The organism is Streptomyces sp. NPDC053560, from assembly GCF_044544605.1.
Lineage (GTDB): Bacteria > Actinomycetota > Actinomycetes > Streptomycetales > Streptomycetaceae > Streptomyces.
Genome location: NZ_JBITXI010000013.1, coordinates 36,552 through 53,664 on the forward strand (window position 1 = coordinate 36,552; position 17,113 = coordinate 53,664).

Here is a 17,113-nt window from a genome sequence, read left to right on the forward strand (position 1 = left end):
GGATGCCGGGCGCCGGTTACGGGTGCTCGGTTGCCGTCGACCGGTGGTCAGTGGTCGCTCAGAGCGTCTCGATGTCCGTCGCCGAGCCGAGGTACGTCTCGCCGAAGGCCGCGGCCGCCGCGTCCGAGGCGAACAACTGGCGCAGCCGGGCCTCCGCGGTGCCCGCGCGGAACCGGTCGCCGGACGACGCGCCGTGCATGACGTCGGACAGCCACTGCGAGAACTCCTGGTACTGCCAGATCTTCTGCAGGCAGGCGTCCGAGTACCGGGCGAGCCCGGCGTCGTCCCCCTTCGTGCAGGCGCCGATGAGCGCCCGGGCGAGCAACAGGGCGTCGTGGATCGCCAGGTTCATGCCCTTGGCCGCGATCGGCGCGACCAGGTGGGCGGACTCGCCGGCCAGGTAGAGCCGGCCGTACCCCATCGGCTCGACCACGTAGTTGTGCATGTCGAGGACCGTCTTCTCGATGATCCGGCCCTCGCTGAGCGGCTGGGCGCCGGTCGCCGCCAGGCGCGTACGCAGTTCGCTCCAGATGCGGTCGTGCGGCCAGTTCGCCGGATCGTCGCCCGGCGGGCACTCCAGGTAGTAGCGGGTGACCTCGGGCGTGCGCGCCATGTGGGCGCTGAATCCGCGCTCGTGCAGGCCGAAGACGACGCCCTCGGCGGACGGCGGGGCCTCGGCGAGCAGCGCGAGCCAGCCGATGCCGTAGTCCAGGCGGGAGATGCGGAGTTCCTCGGCGGGTATCGCGGCGCGCGCCACGCTGCGGGCGCCGTCACAACCCGCTATGTACGCGCAGTCGATGCGGTGCCGGGCGCCCGTCTCCGGGTCGGTGTACGAGACGGACGGCCGGTCGGTGTCGATCCCGGCCGGGCGGACGTCCCGTACGCCGAAGCGGATGTCGCCGCCCGCCGCGTCCGCGTAGGCGGCCACCAGGTCGGTCACCAGCAGTGGCTGCGGATACACGAAATGGCTCTGCCCGGAGAACCGGCCCGGCTCCACCACGTGCCGCTTCCCGCCCCACCGGAACTCGAACGTCCGCTGGCGCTCGGCCCGTTCCCGCAGCCCGTCGGCCAGCCCGTGCCGCTCCAGGGCGTTGACCAGCCACTCCTCGATGAAGCCGGCCCGCGGCCGCTGCTCGATGTACTCCCGGCTCTCCGCCTCCAGTACGACGCAGCCGACGCCGGCGGCGCGCAGGACGTTGGCGAGCGTGAGCCCGGCGGGGCCGGCGCCGATGATGACGACGGAGGTGCGGTGCGTCTCCTCGGGGGAGCCGGAGGAGGAGGGGACGGCGGCGTCGGCCACGGTGTCGGTTCCCTTCGTACGGGGGCAGAACCGGGTGGCAGTGTATGGCCGAAGTCCCTGGTCAGATGCGTCAGGTGGGTCAGGTGCGGCCCGGAGCCGGACTCCGCCGGAAGGTACGGGCATCAAGGGACAGCGCGGTCGAGTGCTCCGCGAAGCCGAGGCTCCGGTACAGGGCCTCCGCCTCGTCCGTGGCATGCAGATCGATACGGGACACGCCCTGCCCGGCCAGCCACTCCAGCAGCGCTTCGGTCGTCGCGCGGGCATAGCCGCGCCCGCGGTACTCCGCGTCCGTGCACACGTTGAAGATGAAGGCGAACCGCCCCGTGGGATGCTGCGGCGCGGGCAGCCGCTGCTCGACCGTCCCCACGGCACACGCGGCGAGCCGCTTGCCGGTAGGGGTGCCCGCCGTGCCGTTCATGCGGTGGGCGCCGTCCGCGTCGCTCGCCGCCTCCGCGGCGTCCGCGTCGATCACGAAGGCGCCAAGGACCGGCTGGTCGCCCGACAACTGCTGCCGTGCGATGCTCACGGCTTCCTTTTCCCAGTCTCCCGGCCGGTCGGTGCCGTCCATCGCGGCGAACATCAGCCGGCGCAGCCGTACCAGCTCTTCGGCGTCCTCGGGCCCCGCCTGTCGAATCTCGATCATGCCGGGACGCTAGCGCACGGGCGTTCCCGTGAGCTGGGAATTCCGCAGGCCGGACAGGCCCGTCAAGGGGTCCTGATCGACATCGACTGATGACGGCTGAGCCGTCCGGTCGAGCGCCGGGTGCTTGGCGGCTGAGCGGGGAAGCCCGCACACGGAACTTCGTACGCGACCACGGCTGGCTGCCGCCCGAGGACGAACTGCCGGACTTCCTCCCGCTGCTGCTGGAATTCGCCGCGCGCAGCCCCGAGCCGGGCCTGCGCCTCCTCGCCGGCCCCCGCCAGCCGCAAGGAGGCCATCGCCCCATGGCGCACGCCCCGTTCGTCCACCAACTGCACGCCGCACTCGCGATGGCACTCCTCGCGCTGTGGCCGTTCAGCCGCCTGGTCCACGCCTTCAGCGCCCCGCTCGGCTAGCTCGTCCGCCCGTACGTCGTGCACCGCTCGCGGGGCGCCGCCGGCGCCGAGGCCATGGCCGGCCGTCGCGCTAGCTCAGGGCGGGGATCTCGATGGCCGGGCAGCGGTCCATGACCATGTCCAGGCCGGCGGCGCGGGTCCGCTCGTACGCCGCCTCGTCGATGACGCCCAGCTGGAACCAGACCGCCTGGGCGCCGATGGCCACGGCCCCGTCCGCTACCTCGCCCGCCAGCGCGCTGTTCACGAACACGTCGACGACGTCGACCTCGAAGGGAATGGCGTCGAGGGAGGGGTAGCCCTGTTCCCCGTGCACCGTCTCGGCCTTCGGGTGCACGGGGACGACGCGCTTGCCGAAGCGCTGCAGTACGTTCGCGACGCCGTACGCCGCACGCTGCTGGTTCGAGGACAGCCCCACGACGGCCCAGGTGTCACCGAGTTCCGTCAGAATCTTGCGGATGGTCGCCGGGTCGCCGTACATCGCTTCAGCCTCCTGGTATCGGATCGTGCTCCCCACGGTATGCCCCTGAGCGTGTCGGCGCGGTGCCGGATCACGGAGGCCGGTCAACGGCGCAGTGGGGTGTACGCCGCCGTGTGGCGGGCCCCCGGCCAGGGCACAGTGCCCAGCATGAGCAACGAAGATCGTGACAACGGACGGCAGGCGCTGAGCGGGAGCGTGGCGCTGGTGACCGGTGCCTCCAGTGGGATCGGGGCCGCGACGGCGCTGGCGCTCGCGCGGGAGGGGTGTGCCGTGGCCCTGGTCGCCCGCCGGGCCGAACGGCTGGCGGAACTCACCGCGCGGATCGGGAAGGCGGGCGGCCCGGAACCGCTCTCCCTCACCGCCGACCTCAGTGACGCGGCGCAGGCAGCCCGTGTGGTCTCCGAAGCCGTGGACCACTTCGGCCGGCTGGACGTGCTGGTGAACAATGCCGGATACGGAGCGCGCAGCCCGTTCGAGGACAGCGATCCCGAGGACTGGGACCGCATGCTCGACCTGAACGTGAAGGCGTTGCTGCGGATGTCGCACGCCGCGCTGCCGCACCTGCTGCGCGCTGCGGCGGACGGCCCGCGCGGCGTCGCCGACCTGGTGAACGTCAGCTCGGCCGCCGGGCGGGTGCCGCGCAAGAACAACAGCGTCTACTCGGCCAGCAAGCACGCCGTGTGCAGCTTCAGTGAGGCGCTGCGGCAGGAGGTGACCGGGCGCGGCGTACGGGTCGGACTGGTCGAGCCGGGGGTGGTGGTGACGGAGATGACCAGCGGCAGCCAGGCGTCCTCGGCCCGTGGATTGCCGCGGGAGGAGTGGCTGGTGGCGGAGGACATCGCGCGGTGCGTCGGCTTCATGGTGACGCAGCCCGCCCATATGGCCGTCAACGAGCTCACGGTACGGCCCACCGCTCAGGAGCACTGACCCCGGAAGCACTCGGCCCGGAAGCGCTGAACCCGACCGGCAGCGCCTCGGCCGCCCCTGGCCGAAAACCGCCTTATGGGCCGCCCTCGGCCGTCCTACCTTGACTTCGTGACCAGATTTCAAATCTGGTCACGAAGTCAGAAAGGCCCGCGGAACCAAGCGGCCAGCAGCACCAGGGAAGCCGGAGGGCGGAGCGCGTGGAGCGTGGGGAGCGGATTCTGGAGGCGGCGGGGGAGCTGCTGGTCGCGTGGGGGTACCGACGCGTCACCATCGACGAGATCGCCCGTCGCGCCCGGGTCGGCAAGGGCACGGTCTACCTGCACTGGAAGACGAAGGACGCGCTCTTCCTGGCCGTCGTCCTGCGCTCCAAACTCCGCAGCCACCGGTCCCAGCTGGCCCGCATGCGCAGCGACCCGCTGGCCGTCCTGCCGAGCCGGATGATGAGCGGGGCCTACCTGGACTTCCTGGCCGACCCCGTACTGCGCGCCCTCTACCACGACGACGCCGACATCCTCGGCCGGTTCACCGACATCGCCAAGAAGGAGCTCGCCGAACTCTCCGCGTACAGCAACGAGGTGGTGCGGCACTACCTCGAAGTGCTGCGCGCGCACGGACTGGTACGCACGGACATGGCCGTCGAGCACCAGCAGTACGCCTTGCTGGCCACGGCCTCCGGCTTCTTCCTGTCCGAAGCCCTGCTCCACGACCGGGCCCCGCAGAGCGCGGAGGAGCGGTCCACCATTCTCGCCCGTACGGTGCGGGGCGCGCTGGAGACCTCGGCCGACCCCGACCCGGAAACCGGCCCGGCCGCAGCGCGCATCCGCGCGGCCGCGGCCGCCGCCGCGCCGGACATCATCCCCGCCTTCGAGCGCCTGGCGGAGCTCAGCGAGCAGGAGATGCGCCGGCAACTGCGCGAGTGACGTCCGGCCCCCACGACCTGGAGGAGAACGCACGATGACCGAAGCACCCGCCACCCCGTCCTCGCCGCTCGCCACCTACATAGGCAAGCACCCGGGCGAGCCGAACGTCGCCGACCCGGCGCTCCTCGCCGACCCCTTCCGCGGCTACGGCGCGCTGCGCGAGCAGGGGCCCGTCGTCCGCGGCCGGTTCGTGGACGACTCGCCCGTATGGTTCGTGACCCGCTTCGAGGAGGTCCGCGAGGTCCTCCGGGACCAGCGGTTCGTGAACAACCCCGCTGCGGTGCGCGCCGACGGCACGCGCGAGGACCCGCTGACCCGGTGGCTGGACATGCTGGGCATGCCCGAGCACTTCCACGTCTACATGCGCGGCTCCATCCTCAACAACGACGCCCCCGACCACACCCGGCTCCGCCGCCTGGTGTCCCGGGCCTTCACGGCACGCAAGATCAACGACCTGCGGCCGCGGGTCGAGGAGATAGCCGAAGACCTGCTCGCGCGGCTCCCGGAGCACGCCGAGGACGGCGTCGTCGACCTGCTCCCGCATTTCGCCTACCCGCTGCCGATCACGGTCATCTGCGAGCTGGTCGGCATCGCCGAGGAGGACCGCCCGCAGTGGCGCGCCTGGGGCGCCGACCTCGTCACGATGGAGCCGGAGCGGCTGGCCCGGACGTTCCCCGCCATGATCGATCACATCCATGCGCTGGTCGACGAGCGGCGCGGCGCGCTCACGGACGACCTGATCAGCGAGCTGATCCGGGCCCATGACGACGACGGCGGCCGGCTCAGCGACGTCGAGATGGTCACCATGATCCTCACCCTGGTGCTGGCCGGGCACGAGACGACGGCGCACCTCATCACCAACGGCACCGCAGCCCTGCTCACGCACCCCGACCAGCTGGCCCTGTTCAAGAAGGATCCGGCGCTGCTCCCGTCCGCCGTGCACGAGCTGATGCGCTGGGCCGGGCCGGTGCACATGACCCAGCTGCGGTTCGCCGCGGAGGACGCCGAGATCGGCGGCACCACCGTACGCAAGGGGGAGGCCGTGCAACTGCTGCTGGTCGCCGCCAACCGCGACCCCCGCCACTACGCCGACCCGGACCGGCTGGACCTGACCCGGCACCCGGCGGGGAAGGCCGAGAACCACGTCGGCTTCGGCCACGGCATGCACTACTGCCTGGGTGCCTCGCTGGCCCGCCAGGAGGGCGAGGTGGCGTTCGGCCGGCTCTTCGCCCGCTACCCCGGCCTGTCCCTCGCCGTCGACCCCGGCGACCTCCAGCGCGCGGCGGTACCGGGCAGCTGGCGGCTGATTTCCCTGCCGGTGCGCCTGTAACCGGTACGCCTGCAACCGCTCAGGACATCGATGCCCCTACCGAACTCCCGTACAGCCGGTGCGTCAGGTACTACTGTGGCGCCTGACGCACCGGGTACCGGGAACGGGGGCGGCCGGCAGATGGTGACGAGCGAATTCGCCGAGTGGACACGGCACTTCACGGCCGAGGCGGAGGGGCGGCGGCGCGCCGGTGATCCCGACTGGGCGCGGGGCGCGCGGGCGCCGGAGGCCGTATGGCGCAGCCTGCAGAAGTTCCAGGTGGGCGAGGACGGCGACGGCGCGGACCTGATCGGCAAGGCCGACGCGGCCGGGGACGCCGACTACGCCGCCGCGGTACGGCTGTTCGTCGCCGAGGAGCAGAATCACGCACGGCTGCTCGCCCGGCTGCTGGCGGCGGGGGACCGGCCGACCCTCACGACGTGCTGGAGCGACCGGACCTTCGTACGGCTGCGGCGGCTGCTCGGACTCCGCACGGAGCTGCTGGTCCTGATGGTCGCCGAGCTGGTGGCCGTGCCGTACTACCGGACGGTGCGGGACGGCGCCGAGGACCCGCTGGTCTCCGAGGTCGCGGGCCGGATACTGGCCGACGAGCGGCGGCACATACCGTTCCACTGCCGTCGGCTGCGCGCCTCGCTCGACGCTCTGCCCGGGCGCCCGCTGCAGGTGCTGACCATGGCGGGCTGGCGCCTGCTGATGCTGGGAGCGACGGCATTCGTCGCGCTGGACCACGGCGCCGCGCTGCGCCGGCTGGGCGTACGCCGGGTCCGCTTCATCGGCGCGGCGATGGCGGAGACGGGCCCGGTCGTGGCCGCGGTGCTCGACCGGAGCGGGCCGCCGCCCGTACCGCCCGCCGGCCATCGTTCCCCGCTCTCCGGCACCGCCGGGAGAAGCGGGCCGGCCGGCGATTAGGCTGGCGTGATGCAGGAGCAGTACCGCACCCTGGCCGCCGAGGGCGTCCACGAGATCGAGATCAACAAGTCTCGCTTCATCTGCGCGCTCGCGCCGGTGGCGACCGAGGCCGAGGCCCAGGAGTTCATCGCGCGCATCCGCAAGGAACACCCCACAGCCCGGCACCACTGCTTCGCGTACGTCCTCGGTGCCGACGGCGGGATCCAGAAGGCGAGCGACGACGGCGAGCCGGGCGGCACGGCGGGCGTCCCGATGCTGCAGATGCTGGTCCGGCGCGAGATGCGGTACGTGGTCGCCGTCGTCACCCGCTACTTCGGCGGCATCAAGCTCGGCGCCGGCGGACTGATCCGTGCCTACGGCGGCGCGGTCGGAGAGGCCCTGGACACGCTGGGCACGGTCACCCGCCGCCGCTTCCGGCTGGTCACCGTCACCGTCGACCACCAGCGGGCCGGCAAGGTCGAGAACGACCTGCGGGCCACCGGCAGGGACGTCCGGGACGTGCGGTACGCCGAGGCCGTCACCTTTGAGGTCGGCCTTCCGGAGAGCGAGCTGCCGGCCTTCCGCGCCTGGCTCGCCGACACCACCGCGGGCTCGGCCACGCTGGAGCTGGGCGGCGAGGCGTACGGAAGCTAGTCGCACGGGAGCCGGCCGCACGGCGTCGGCCTGATTGAGGCCCGTAGTGCGGGGTAACCGGTCACAGACGGGGCGAGCGATCTTTCTTCGTTCGCTTCGGTTACTTGCTGTGACATGGTTATGGGCTGTGATGTTCGCGCGCGACGCCGTTCACCGGCACGCCCCTGATGCGTGAGGAGGTGCGATGACCACCACTGATGCACCCGATTCCGGCTATGGGCACCCGCCCGGTTCCGCTCCCCGCGACCCGGGACCGACCCCGCGCGACCCCGAATCGCCCGGGAAGGCCCCCGAGGAACCAGGTCCCGCCACTCCGGGCCCCGGCGGCCCCGACGCGCCTCCGGAGGAGCAGCCGGACGGTCCGCCCGGCACTCCGGCGGTCGAGCCGCCCGACTGAGCCACGGGTGAGGCCACGGTGAGCGACCTGGCGCGCGGCAGACACGAGACGGCCGAGGAACGTGCGGACCGGCGGTGGGGAGAGCTGCTCCAGGAGCTGCGCGTCGCCCAGACCGGCGTGCAGATCCTGTTCGGCTTCCTGCTCACCGTCGTCTTCCAGCCCGGCTTCGAGGAGCTCGACAGCCTCGGGCGCGACATCTACGTCGTCACCGTCGTCCTGGGTGCGGCGACGACCGGAGCCCTCATAGGCCCGGTCTCGCTGCACCGGCTGGTGACGGGGCGCCGCCTCAAGCCGGAGACCGTCACCTGGGCCTCCCGGCTCACCGTGCTCGGGCTCGTGCTGCTGCTGTGCACGATGGTGTCGGCAATGCTCCTCATCCTGCGCGTCGCGCTGCACGGCACCGGCGCGATGTGGCTGGTCGGCGGCATGCTGGTGTGGTTCGTCCTCTGCTGGTTCGTGCTGCCGATGTACGCGCGGCGGAGCGCCGCCCGGCACCACGGCACGCGCGAGCCGTGACCGGCAGGCCGCTTCCGGGGAGCCGGCTCACGGCAGGAGCACCGGCGTGAGGTCCGGGTCCTCGAAGCCCTCGTCGTCGAAGGGGTAGAGCGTCGCTCGACGCGGTGGTGGCCCAGGCGGAGCAGGTCCTGGTCGACGCCGCCGGGAGTGAGGGCGAGCAGCCAGTCCGCCGCGATGTCGTGGAGGTAGGGCTCCAGGTAGCCGATCTTGACCACGACCAGGTCGTACGCCGTCGGATCGAGCGTGCCGAAGTCGGCACGGGTGTGGAGCGGGGTGCGGCGCTCGGCCGGCCCGACGAAGACGAAGTCGCGCCGGACGTCCCAGTACTGCCGGGCGAGCGAACGGGCCTGGTAGCGGGCGAGTTCCGGATCGTCCGCCGTGACCACGACCGCGGCGCGGCAGCGGGGCTCGTCGGCTCACGCGTAGCCCACCCACACCGCCGCGTCGACCACTCCGTCCAGCGCCTCGACGGCGGCGAGCCGCCCGTACAGGGACCTGGCCGGCTCCAGCCGGGCGCTGGTCTTCTCGCCGGGCAGCGGGACGGGGACCTGGACCCATGCCCGGTGCGGGCGGCCGAGCCCGGCCGTCAGCCGCGCGACGAGCTTGCGTGCCGCGCGCTCGCGGGTCTCCCACGCGTCCTCGTGCGGGGCGAGCCGGTGGGCGGTGAGCAGGTCGAGGGGTTCGGCGAAAGCGCGTGGATTCCGAAGCGGGGCACCGGGGTGTCGTCCACGTGTGTCCCCGGCCCACAGCTGACACTGTGGGGCGAGTGGATCAGGCCCGGCCCGGGCTCGCGCGCCGCGCGACGGGAGACCGCCGGGGCCGGGGCGGAGCGAAAGGAGTGACGTCCAGCATGGCGTCGACCGAACCTGTGCCAGGAGTTCCGTGCTGGGTCAGCCTGAGCGCGCGCGACCTGAAGGCGGCCGAGGAGTTCTACGGCGCGGTGCTGGGCTGGTCCTTCCGGGCCGGGGCGCTCGGTGAGGAGTTCTCCGTCGCCTACCTGGACGGCAACCCGGTCGCGGGCCTCGGCGAGCTCGCGGGCGCCCTGCACGTGGCCGTCGCCTGGACGCCGTACTTCGCCGTCGCGAGCGCCGACGAGACCGCCGCCCGGATCCGGGAGCGCGGCGGCACGGTCGCCATCGGCCCCCGCGCCTTCGGGCCGGGGCGCGCCGCGATCTCCGCCGACCGGGACGGCGCCACCTTCGGGATCTGGGAGGGGCGGGTCCCCGCCGGCTGGTCCGTCGGCCAGGGCAGCGCACCGGCCTGGCTGGAGCTGCGCACCCGTGACGCGTTCGACGCCGCGATCTTCTACGCGGAGGTCCTGCACTGGGCGACCCAGGAGGGCAAGGGCTGCGACGTCGCGTACGAGCAGGAGCGAGTGATCGTGCGGGAGGGCGACCACACGGTGGCCGAGCTGCGCGGGGGAGCCGTCGAGGCGGCGCCCGACCCGCACGTGCGGCCCCGCTGGCACGTCCACTTCTGCGTACCGGACGTGAAGGCGGCGGCCGAGGCCGCCGTCACCACCGGCGGCGCGGTGGTCTCCCCGCCCGTGGAGACCGAGGGCGGCGGCCACCGCTGCTCGCTGCGCGATCCGGACGGCGGCCTCTTCACGATCACCGAGGGCATCTGACCACCGAGGCCACCTGACCACCGAGGCCTGACCGCCGAAGGCATCCGACCGGCACCGGTACACGCGGGCGGCGCTAAGGGTGCGTCTCCTCCACCAGTACCCGGACCGTGCCGAGGGTGGTGTCCGTGGCGTCGGGGAGGTTCATGCCCGCCTCGATGCCGGTCCGCAGGTAGGTCAGTACCGGCTCGGTGAGCCGCTCGCCGGGCAGCGCGGCCGGAATGCCCGGCGGGTACGGGGTCAGCATCTCCGCCGAGATCCGCCCGGCAGCGCGGTCCACCGGTACGTCCTCCGTCGTGCCGAAGAACCCGTCCCGCGGCAGACAGCTCTGCTCCAGCCGCAGCCCGGCCGGCGACGGCACCTCGACCGCGCGCGCCGGGCGCAGCTCCGGCGCTGCCCGGGAGAGGTCGCGCAGCGCGGCGAGCAGCCGGTCGGCCGTGCCGCGGTCGTCGGCGTGCGTGATCTGTGCGCTGATCCGGCGGTGGTCGGAGAGGTGGGCGTCGATGTGGCGGTGGGAGCGCAGCCAGTCCGCCGCCGCGTAGCCGGTCGTCCCCAGCCCGCTGACGTCGATGACCACGGGCAGCGGGTCGAAGTCGACGCCGAGCCCGGGGCCGCAGAAGTCGGCGCGGTCGTTCACGTGCAGCCCGTCGATCTTCTCGATCTCGGTCCGCACCTCGGCGGCGAGGCCGAGCGCGTGCGCGAGCAGCTCCTTGCCGTGCAGCATCATCTGCCGCCGCCAGCCGTCCATGCCCGCGTAGAGCAGGACCGAGGGGCTGGTCGTGCCGAGCAGGTCGGCGCGGGACTTCAGCAGCGCCGGGTCGATCAGGTCGCCGCCCAGGTGGAAGACCGAGCCCTGCTCCAGGCCGCTGCCCATCTTGTGGATGCTGGTCACGCAGACGTCGGCGCCCGCGTCCATCGCCCACGAGGGCAGGTCGGGGTGGAAGGGCAGGTGCGCGCCCCACGCCTCGTCGACGATCAGCGGCCGGCCCCGGCGGTGGCAGACCTCCGCGATGGCCGCGATGTCGGCGCAGCTGCCGTACGGCGTCGGGCTGGTCACCAGCGCGCCGCGGGCGTCCGGGTGGGCGTCGAAGGCCGCCTCGTACGCGGCCGCCGAGGGCGGGTGCGCGAGGTGCCGGTCCGCGTCCCACTGCGGATCGATCCAGATCGGCTGGACGCCCGAGACGATCAGGCCGGACACCACGGACTTGTGCGCGTCCCGTCCGACGAGCAGCTTCTCGTGCGGCCCCGCGACGGCCAGCATCGCCGCCTTCACCGACAGGGAGCTGCCGCAGGTGGAGAAGAAGGTGTGCGAGGCGTGCACGGCGTCGGCCATCAGGTCCTCGGCGCGCTCCAGGACCCGGCCCCTGGTGCGCCGGTCGTCCAGGGAGCCGCTGGCCAGCACGTCGCCGTGGAAGACGGCGTCGCCCAGCACCTCGCGCACCTGGGGATCGGCGCCGCGGGCCTGCTTGTGTCCGGGCGGTGTGAAGGAGAGCCGCCCGAGGTCGCGGTAGTCGGCGAGCGCTTCGAGAACCGGGGCCTGCGTGTGATCCTGTGCCATGTGACACGGCTTCCCGCAGGCCGGGGCGGCCAATCCGGACATATGCGCCAGGTGGCGTCGGAAGTGTCACCCGTGCCGGCGCACCGCAGTGCGGCCGTCAGGTGCGGCTCCAGGAACCCAGCACCATGAGTGTCTTGGTGCCGGTGACCCGGCCCGCGCTGCGCAGGCCGTCGATGACCTGCTGGAGGTGGGCGATGTCGCGGACCCGTACCTGGATGAGCGCGTCCGGGTCGCCGGCGATGGTGAAGACGGCCTGCACCTCGGGCACGTTGTAGGCCGACCGCACGATCTCGTTGACCCGCGTCGTCCCCGCGTACCGCAGTTCCACGAACGCCTCGATGCCCCAGCCGAGCTTGGACTGGTCGATCTGCGCGGCGAAGCCGGTGATCACTCCGATGTCCTTCAGCCGGTCCACGCGCCGCTTGACCGCGGCCACCGACAGACCCACCTCGGTGGACATCTCGGAGAACGTGCGGCGGCCGTCCTCGCGCAGCAGGCGCAGCAGGCGGTGATCGATGTCGTCGACCTCAGGCATGCAAAGGAATGTACGTCGACTGGCCCTGTCCGTAAATACTTTGCGCCTTGCCGCGGATTTCCAGCCGGATGCTTGTGCGTTCCGCTTCCCGTTGCTGTGCTGTGTGCCGTTCGTCACCACCCCCACCCCAAGATCCTTCACAACCTGTCGAGGAGGCTTGCGTGAGCACCCCACCCGTCGCGGTGTCGCTCGACGACAAGTACACGGCCACCGACGGCCGCGCGCTGATCTCGGGCGTCCAGGCCCTGGTACGGCTGACGCTGGAGCAGCGCCGGCTGGACGAGGCCCGCGGGCTCGACACGCGGGCCTTCGTGAGCGGCTACCAGGGATCGCCGCTGGGCGGTGTCGACATGGAGATGGGCCGCGCCGCCCGCTTCCTCGACGAGGCCGGCGTGGTCTTCCGGGCGGGGGTCAACGAGGAGCTGGCCGCCACGGCGGTGGCCGGCACCCAGATGCTCGCCCAGGTGCCGGGGCGCCGGCACGCCGGCGTGACCGGCTACTGGTACGGCAAGAACCCCGGCCTGGACCGCGCGGCCGACGCCATCCGGCACGGCAACCTCGCCGGCACCGCACCCCTCGGCGGAGCCGTCGCCTGGATCGGTGACGACCCCGGCTGCAAGTCCTCCACCGTGCCCAGCTCCTGCGAGCGGATGTGCCAGAGCCTGGCGATGCCCGTCCTGGCGCCCGGATCGGTCGCGGAGATCATCGAATTCGGGCTGCACGCCGTCGCGCTGTCCCGCGCCACCGGCCTGTGGACCGGCCTGAAGATCGTCGCCGATATCGCCGACGCCTCGGCGACCGTGGACTTCGGAGCGCTGCGCCACGGCATCCCGGAGCCGGCCGGCACCGGGCGCGCCGCGTCGCCCGCCCTCGTCGGCCCCGCCGCGCTGGACGCCGAGCACGACATGCTCACCCGCCGCCTCGACCTCGCCCGCGCATACGCCCGTACCGCCGGACTCAACAAGGTCGCCTTCAGCGCCCGCCGCGCCACCCTCGGCATCCTCGCCTCCGGCACCTCCTACGCCGTCGTCCAGCGCGCCCTGGACGACCTCGGCCTGGCCGAGGCGGCGATGGAGGAGCTGGGTCTCCGGCTCATCCGGGTCGGCATGCCCTTCCCCGTCGCCGACGAGGACCTGATGGCCATGACCGGCGACCTGGAGCAGGTCCTCGTGGTCGAGGACAAGGTGCCGTTCCTCGAATCGGCCCTGAAGGAGGCGCTGTACCGGACCACGGACGCGCCCGTCGTCGTCGGCCGCCGCGACGAGACCGGCCGCCCGCTGCTCACCGCCCGCTCCACCCTGGGCGCCGAGGACGTCGCCCGCGCGCTGGCCCGCCGCATCGGCGCCGACCGGCTGCCCGCGCGGGCGAGCGCGCACCTGGAAGCGCTGGCCCCGGCCCGGCCCGCCCGCATCAACCTGCCCACCGTCGCGGCCCGCACCCCGTACTTCTGCTCCGGCTGCCCGCACAACACCTCCACCCGCACCGACGACTCCACTCTGGTCGGCGTCGGCATCGGCTGCCACGCGATGATCGCGCTGGACGGCGCCGGGCGCGGCACCCAGGTCGGCCTGACCCAGATGGGAGGCGAGGGCGCGCAGTGGATCGGCCTCGCGCCCTTCACCGACGATCCGCACTTCGTGCAGAACCTCGGTGACGGCACGTTCCACCACTCCGGCTCGCTCGCCGTACGCGCCGCCGTCGCGGCCGGCGTCACCATGACGTACAAGCTGCTCTACAACGACGCCGTCGCGATGACCGGTGGCCAGCGCGCCGAGGGCCGCCTCGACATCCCCGCCGTCATCCGGCTGCTCGCCATCGAGGGCGTGCGCAAGGTCGTCGTCACCACCGCCGAGCCGGGCAGCTACCGCGGCGTGCGGCTGGATCCGATCGCGACCGTACGGCACCGCGACGAACTCGCCGACGCCGAGCGCGAACTGGCGGCCACCGAAGGCGTCACCGTCCTGCTCCACGATGACCGCTGCGCCGCCGAGGAGCGGCGGCTGCGCAAGCGTGGCCAACTGCCCACCCCGGTGGAGAAGGTCGCGATCAACGAGCGGGTCTGCGAAGGGTGCGGGGACTGCGGCGACAAGTCGACCTGTCTGTCCGTTCAGCCCGTCGAGACCGAGTTCGGCCGCAAGACCCGTATCCACCAGGCCTCCTGCAACACCGACCTCAGCTGCCTCAAGGGCGACTGCCCCTCCTTCCTGCTCGTCGAGCCGGGCCGCAAGGAACCCCGGAAGGTGCCCGAACTGCCGGTCGCCCTGCGCGAACCGGGCCGCCGGGTCGGCCCGGACGGCACACTCCTGCGGATGCCCGGCGTCGGCGGCACCGGCGTGGTCACCGTCTCGCAGATCCTGCAGATGGCGGCCCGGCTCGACGGCCTGTACGCGGCCGGGCTGGAGCAGACCGGCCTCGCCCAGAAGGGCGGCCCCGTCCTCAGCGACCTGCGGATCGCCAAGTCGCCGGTGACCGGCGCGCTGCGCGCCTCCCGCGGCACCGCCGACGTACTGGTCGGCTTCGACCTGCTCGGCGCGGCCGGCGACACCACCATGGCCGTCGCCCGGACGGGCCACACCGTCGCCGTCGTCAACACCGCCGTCGTACCGACCGCAGCCATGGTCACCGGACGCGTCGTCCTGCCCGGCTCGCCCGACGACGCCCTGGAGCGCATCGAGTCGGTCACCCGCCGCGAGGACAACCTCTACCTCGACGCGCAGGGCCTGTCCGAAGCCCTCTTCGCCGACCACATGCCCGCCAACATGGTGCTCATCGGCGCCGCCTACCAGCACGGCTGCCTCCCGATGAGCGCGGACGCCATCGAGAGCGCCATCCGCCTCAACGGCGCCGCCGTGCAGAAGAACCTCGACGCCTTCCGCTGGGGCCGCGCCGCGGTGCTCGACCGCGCCGCCGTCACCGCCGCGCTCGCCGCCCCCGAACGCCCCGCCGTACAGGTCACCCGGGCCGCCGCGGAGATCGCCGCCGGACAGCCCGCCGACGAGGAGCTGCGGACCGTGGTCGCCACCCGCACCGCCGACCTCATCGGCTACCAGAACGAGCGGTACGCCCGCCGCTACGCCGATGACGTCGCACGCGTCGCGGCCCTCGCCGAGGAACGCGCCGGCAGCGAGGCCGGCACCGCCATCGCCGTCGCCTACGCTCGCGGCCTGCACAAGCTCATGGCGTACAAGGACGAGTACGAGGTGGCCCGGCTGCACCTGGACGCCACCGAACAGGACAGGCTGCGCGACGAGTTCGGCGCCGGCTCCAGCGTCTCCGTCCTCCTGCACCCGCCCGTCCTGCGCGCCCTCGGCATGAAGCGCAAGATCCGGTTGCGCCGCACCGCGCCGGCCGCCTTCCGGGCCCTGCGCGCCGGCCGCGTGCTGCGCGGCACCTCGCTCGACCTCTTCGGCTACGCCGAGGTCCGCCGCGTGGAGCGCGCCCTGATCGGCGAGTACCGCCACCTGGTGCGCGGCGCGCTCGCCCACCTCACCCCGGAGAGCACCGACGCCGTACGCGAGGTCGTCGAACTCCCCGACCTGATCCGCGGCTACGAGGACATCAAGCTGGCCCGCGTCGCGGAGTTCCGCGCACGGGCCCGCACCGCACTCGCGGGACTCGGCGCCGGCACCACCAGCGCTCTCAGCGCCACCACGGAGGCACGATGACCGTCGACCGGCTGCTGCCGACCCAGGAGGCCGAGGACCTGCTCGGCCTCACCCGCGACATTGCCGACAAGGAACTCGCTCCCCGCGTCGACAAGCACGAACGCGAGGAGCTCTACCCCGAGGGCCTCTTCAGGACCCTGGGCGAGGCCGGACTGCTCGGCCTGCCCTACCCGGAGGAGTACGGCGGCGGAGGCCAGCCGTACGAGGTGTACCTCCAGGTCGTCGAGGAACTGGCGGCCCGCTGGGCGGCCGTCGCGGTGGCCACCAGCGTGCACACCATGTCGGCGTACGCCCTGATGACGTACGGCACCGAGGCGCAGCGCGAGCGCTGGGCGCCGGGGATGCTCGCGGGCGGCCTGGTCGGCGGCTACAGCCTTTCCGAACCGCAGGCCGGCTCGGACGCCGCCGCGCTGACCTGCAAGGCGGTGCGCGATACGACCGGCTACCGGATCACCGGCAGCAAGGCGTGGATCACCCACGGCGGCAAGGCCGACTTCTACACGCTCTTCGCGCGCACCTCCGCCGGCAGCCGCGGCATCTCCTGCTTCCTTGCCCCCGGCGCCACCGAGGGCCTGACCTTCGGCCGCCCGGAGGAGAAGATGGGACTGCACGCGATCCCGACCACCGCGGCCCACTGGGACGGCGCGCTCATCGAGACCGACCGGCTGCTCGGCAGCGAGGGCCAGGGCTTGCAGATCGCGCTCTCCGCGCTGGACTCCGGCCGGCTGGGCATCGCCGCCTGCGCCACCGGTGTCGCGCAGGCGGCCCTGGACGCGGCCGTGGCGTACGCCAACGAGCGCACCGCCTTCGGCCGGAAGATCATCGACCACCAGGGGCTGGGCTTCGTCCTCGCCGACATGGCCGCGGCCGTCGACTCGGCCCGTGCCACCTACCTCGACGCGGCCCGCCGCCGCGACGCGGGCCGCCCGTACAGCCGCCAGGCCAGCGTCGCCAAGCTCATCGCCACCGACGCCGCGATGAAGGTCACCACGGACGCGGTCCAGGTGTACGGCGGCTACGGCTACACCCGCGACTTCCCGGTCGAGCGGTACATGCGCGAAGCGAAGATCATGCAGATCTTCGAAGGCACCAACCAGATCCAGCGCCTGGTGATCAGCAGACAGCTCTCCCGGCCGTGAGCCGCGCTTCCGCCATCGGCTGACAGCTGTGCCCGGTGCAGCACGGAACCGGAGGCCCCGCTCCCGAGCCGGAGCGGGGCCTCGGCGGTCATGCCCGTGCGGATGCTGTGGCGCACTGTGCAGTGA

General features: G+C 72.8%; 16 protein-coding genes and 1 pseudogene. 11 read left to right on the forward strand and 6 right to left on the reverse strand.

Features of this window, described 5'->3' with window-relative positions:
• Positions 1 to 58 precede the first annotated feature (58 nt).
• A complete protein-coding gene (locus ACIGQF_RS28575) occupies positions 59 to 1,300 on the reverse strand; it encodes a 4-hydroxybenzoate 3-monooxygenase (RefSeq protein ID WP_399715878.1) in 1,242 nt (413 codons plus the stop codon).
• Positions 1,301 to 1,379: 79 nt separating this feature from the next.
• Positions 1,380 to 1,943 (reverse strand): GNAT family N-acetyltransferase, encoded by a 564-nt coding sequence (locus tag ACIGQF_RS28580; protein WP_399715881.1) that lies wholly within the window; start codon positions 1,941 to 1,943, stop codon positions 1,380 to 1,382.
• An 89-nt stretch (positions 1,944 to 2,032) separates the two neighbouring features.
• On the opposite strand from ACIGQF_RS28580, the gene ACIGQF_RS28585 reads away from it, so the two are divergent.
• On the forward strand, positions 2,033 to 2,356 hold the full coding sequence (locus tag ACIGQF_RS28585; protein ID WP_399715884.1) for a respiratory nitrate reductase subunit gamma: 324 nt from the start codon (positions 2,033 to 2,035) through the stop codon (positions 2,354 to 2,356).
• A gap of 70 nt (positions 2,357 to 2,426) precedes the next feature.
• Here the strand turns inward: ACIGQF_RS28585 and ACIGQF_RS28590 are convergent, their stop codons facing one another.
• The gene (locus tag ACIGQF_RS28590; RefSeq protein WP_399716483.1) at positions 2,427 to 2,834 is read right to left on the reverse strand and encodes a CoA-binding protein; all 408 of its coding nucleotides are present in this window, start codon (positions 2,832 to 2,834) and stop codon (positions 2,427 to 2,429) included.
• Positions 2,835 to 2,981: 147 nt separating this feature from the next.
• Between ACIGQF_RS28590 and ACIGQF_RS28595 the strand changes: the two genes are divergently transcribed.
• The 7 genes from ACIGQF_RS28595 (at position 2,982) to ACIGQF_RS28625 (ending at position 8,466) form a co-directional block, all read left to right on the forward strand.
• Positions 2,982 to 3,761, forward strand: coding sequence for an SDR family oxidoreductase (locus tag ACIGQF_RS28595; protein ID WP_399715887.1), 780 nt, complete (start codon positions 2,982 to 2,984; stop codon positions 3,759 to 3,761).
• Positions 3,762 to 3,958: 197 nt separating this feature from the next.
• Positions 3,959 to 4,681 carry a helix-turn-helix domain-containing protein gene (locus ACIGQF_RS28600; protein ID WP_399715890.1) on the forward strand — a complete coding sequence of 241 codons (723 nt, stop codon included), beginning with the start codon at positions 3,959 to 3,961 and terminating at the stop codon, positions 4,679 to 4,681.
• Positions 4,682 to 4,715: 34 nt separating this feature from the next.
• Complete coding sequence (locus tag ACIGQF_RS28605) at positions 4,716 to 6,011, forward strand: cytochrome P450 (protein WP_399715893.1); 1,296 nt, start codon at positions 4,716 to 4,718, stop codon at positions 6,009 to 6,011.
• Between the two features lie 120 nt (positions 6,012 to 6,131).
• Positions 6,132 to 6,920, forward strand: coding sequence for a ferritin-like domain-containing protein (locus ACIGQF_RS28610; RefSeq protein ID WP_399715897.1), 789 nt, complete (start codon positions 6,132 to 6,134; stop codon positions 6,918 to 6,920).
• Positions 6,921 to 6,929: 9 nt separating this feature from the next.
• The gene (locus tag ACIGQF_RS28615; RefSeq protein WP_399715899.1) at positions 6,930 to 7,553 is read left to right on the forward strand and encodes a YigZ family protein; all 624 of its coding nucleotides are present in this window, start codon (positions 6,930 to 6,932) and stop codon (positions 7,551 to 7,553) included.
• Positions 7,554 to 7,737: 184 nt separating this feature from the next.
• The gene (locus tag ACIGQF_RS28620; RefSeq protein WP_399715902.1) at positions 7,738 to 7,950 is read left to right on the forward strand and encodes a hypothetical protein; all 213 of its coding nucleotides are present in this window, start codon (positions 7,738 to 7,740) and stop codon (positions 7,948 to 7,950) included.
• A gap of 18 nt (positions 7,951 to 7,968) precedes the next feature.
• Positions 7,969 to 8,466 carry a DUF6328 family protein gene (locus ACIGQF_RS28625; protein ID WP_399715905.1) on the forward strand — a complete coding sequence of 166 codons (498 nt, stop codon included), beginning with the start codon at positions 7,969 to 7,971 and terminating at the stop codon, positions 8,464 to 8,466.
• 27 nt (positions 8,467 to 8,493) lie between these two features.
• Here the strand turns inward: ACIGQF_RS28625 and ACIGQF_RS28630 are convergent.
• Positions 8,494 to 9,161, reverse strand: a pseudogene (locus ACIGQF_RS28630) (M81 family metallopeptidase); the annotation flags it as partial.
• Positions 9,162 to 9,316: 155 nt separating this feature from the next.
• Here ACIGQF_RS28630 and ACIGQF_RS28635 point away from each other — a divergent pair.
• The gene (locus tag ACIGQF_RS28635; RefSeq protein WP_399715908.1) at positions 9,317 to 10,093 is read left to right on the forward strand and encodes a VOC family protein; all 777 of its coding nucleotides are present in this window, start codon (positions 9,317 to 9,319) and stop codon (positions 10,091 to 10,093) included.
• Positions 10,094 to 10,166: 73 nt separating this feature from the next.
• On the opposite strand, the gene ACIGQF_RS28640 is transcribed toward ACIGQF_RS28635, so the two are convergent.
• Complete coding sequence (locus ACIGQF_RS28640) at positions 10,167 to 11,648, reverse strand: aminotransferase class I/II-fold pyridoxal phosphate-dependent enzyme (protein WP_399715911.1); 1,482 nt, start codon at positions 11,646 to 11,648, stop codon at positions 10,167 to 10,169.
• Between the two features lie 97 nt (positions 11,649 to 11,745).
• Positions 11,746 to 12,183, reverse strand: a complete 438-nt coding sequence (locus ACIGQF_RS28645) for an Lrp/AsnC family transcriptional regulator (RefSeq protein WP_361551490.1) — start codon at positions 12,181 to 12,183, stop codon at positions 11,746 to 11,748.
• 161 nt (positions 12,184 to 12,344) lie between these two features.
• Here ACIGQF_RS28645 and ACIGQF_RS28650 point away from each other — a divergent pair, with 161 nt between their 5' ends.
• Both ACIGQF_RS28650 and ACIGQF_RS28655 read left to right on the forward strand, forming a co-directional pair.
• Positions 12,345 to 15,848, forward strand: a complete 3,504-nt coding sequence (locus ACIGQF_RS28650) for an indolepyruvate ferredoxin oxidoreductase family protein (RefSeq protein ID WP_399715914.1) — start codon at positions 12,345 to 12,347, stop codon at positions 15,846 to 15,848.
• A complete protein-coding gene (locus tag ACIGQF_RS28655) occupies positions 15,845 to 16,987 on the forward strand; it encodes an acyl-CoA dehydrogenase family protein (protein WP_399715917.1) in 1,143 nt (380 codons plus the stop codon). Before ACIGQF_RS28650 ends, ACIGQF_RS28655 begins: the two co-directional genes overlap by 4 nt.
• Positions 16,988 to 17,113: the final 126 nt, after the last annotated feature.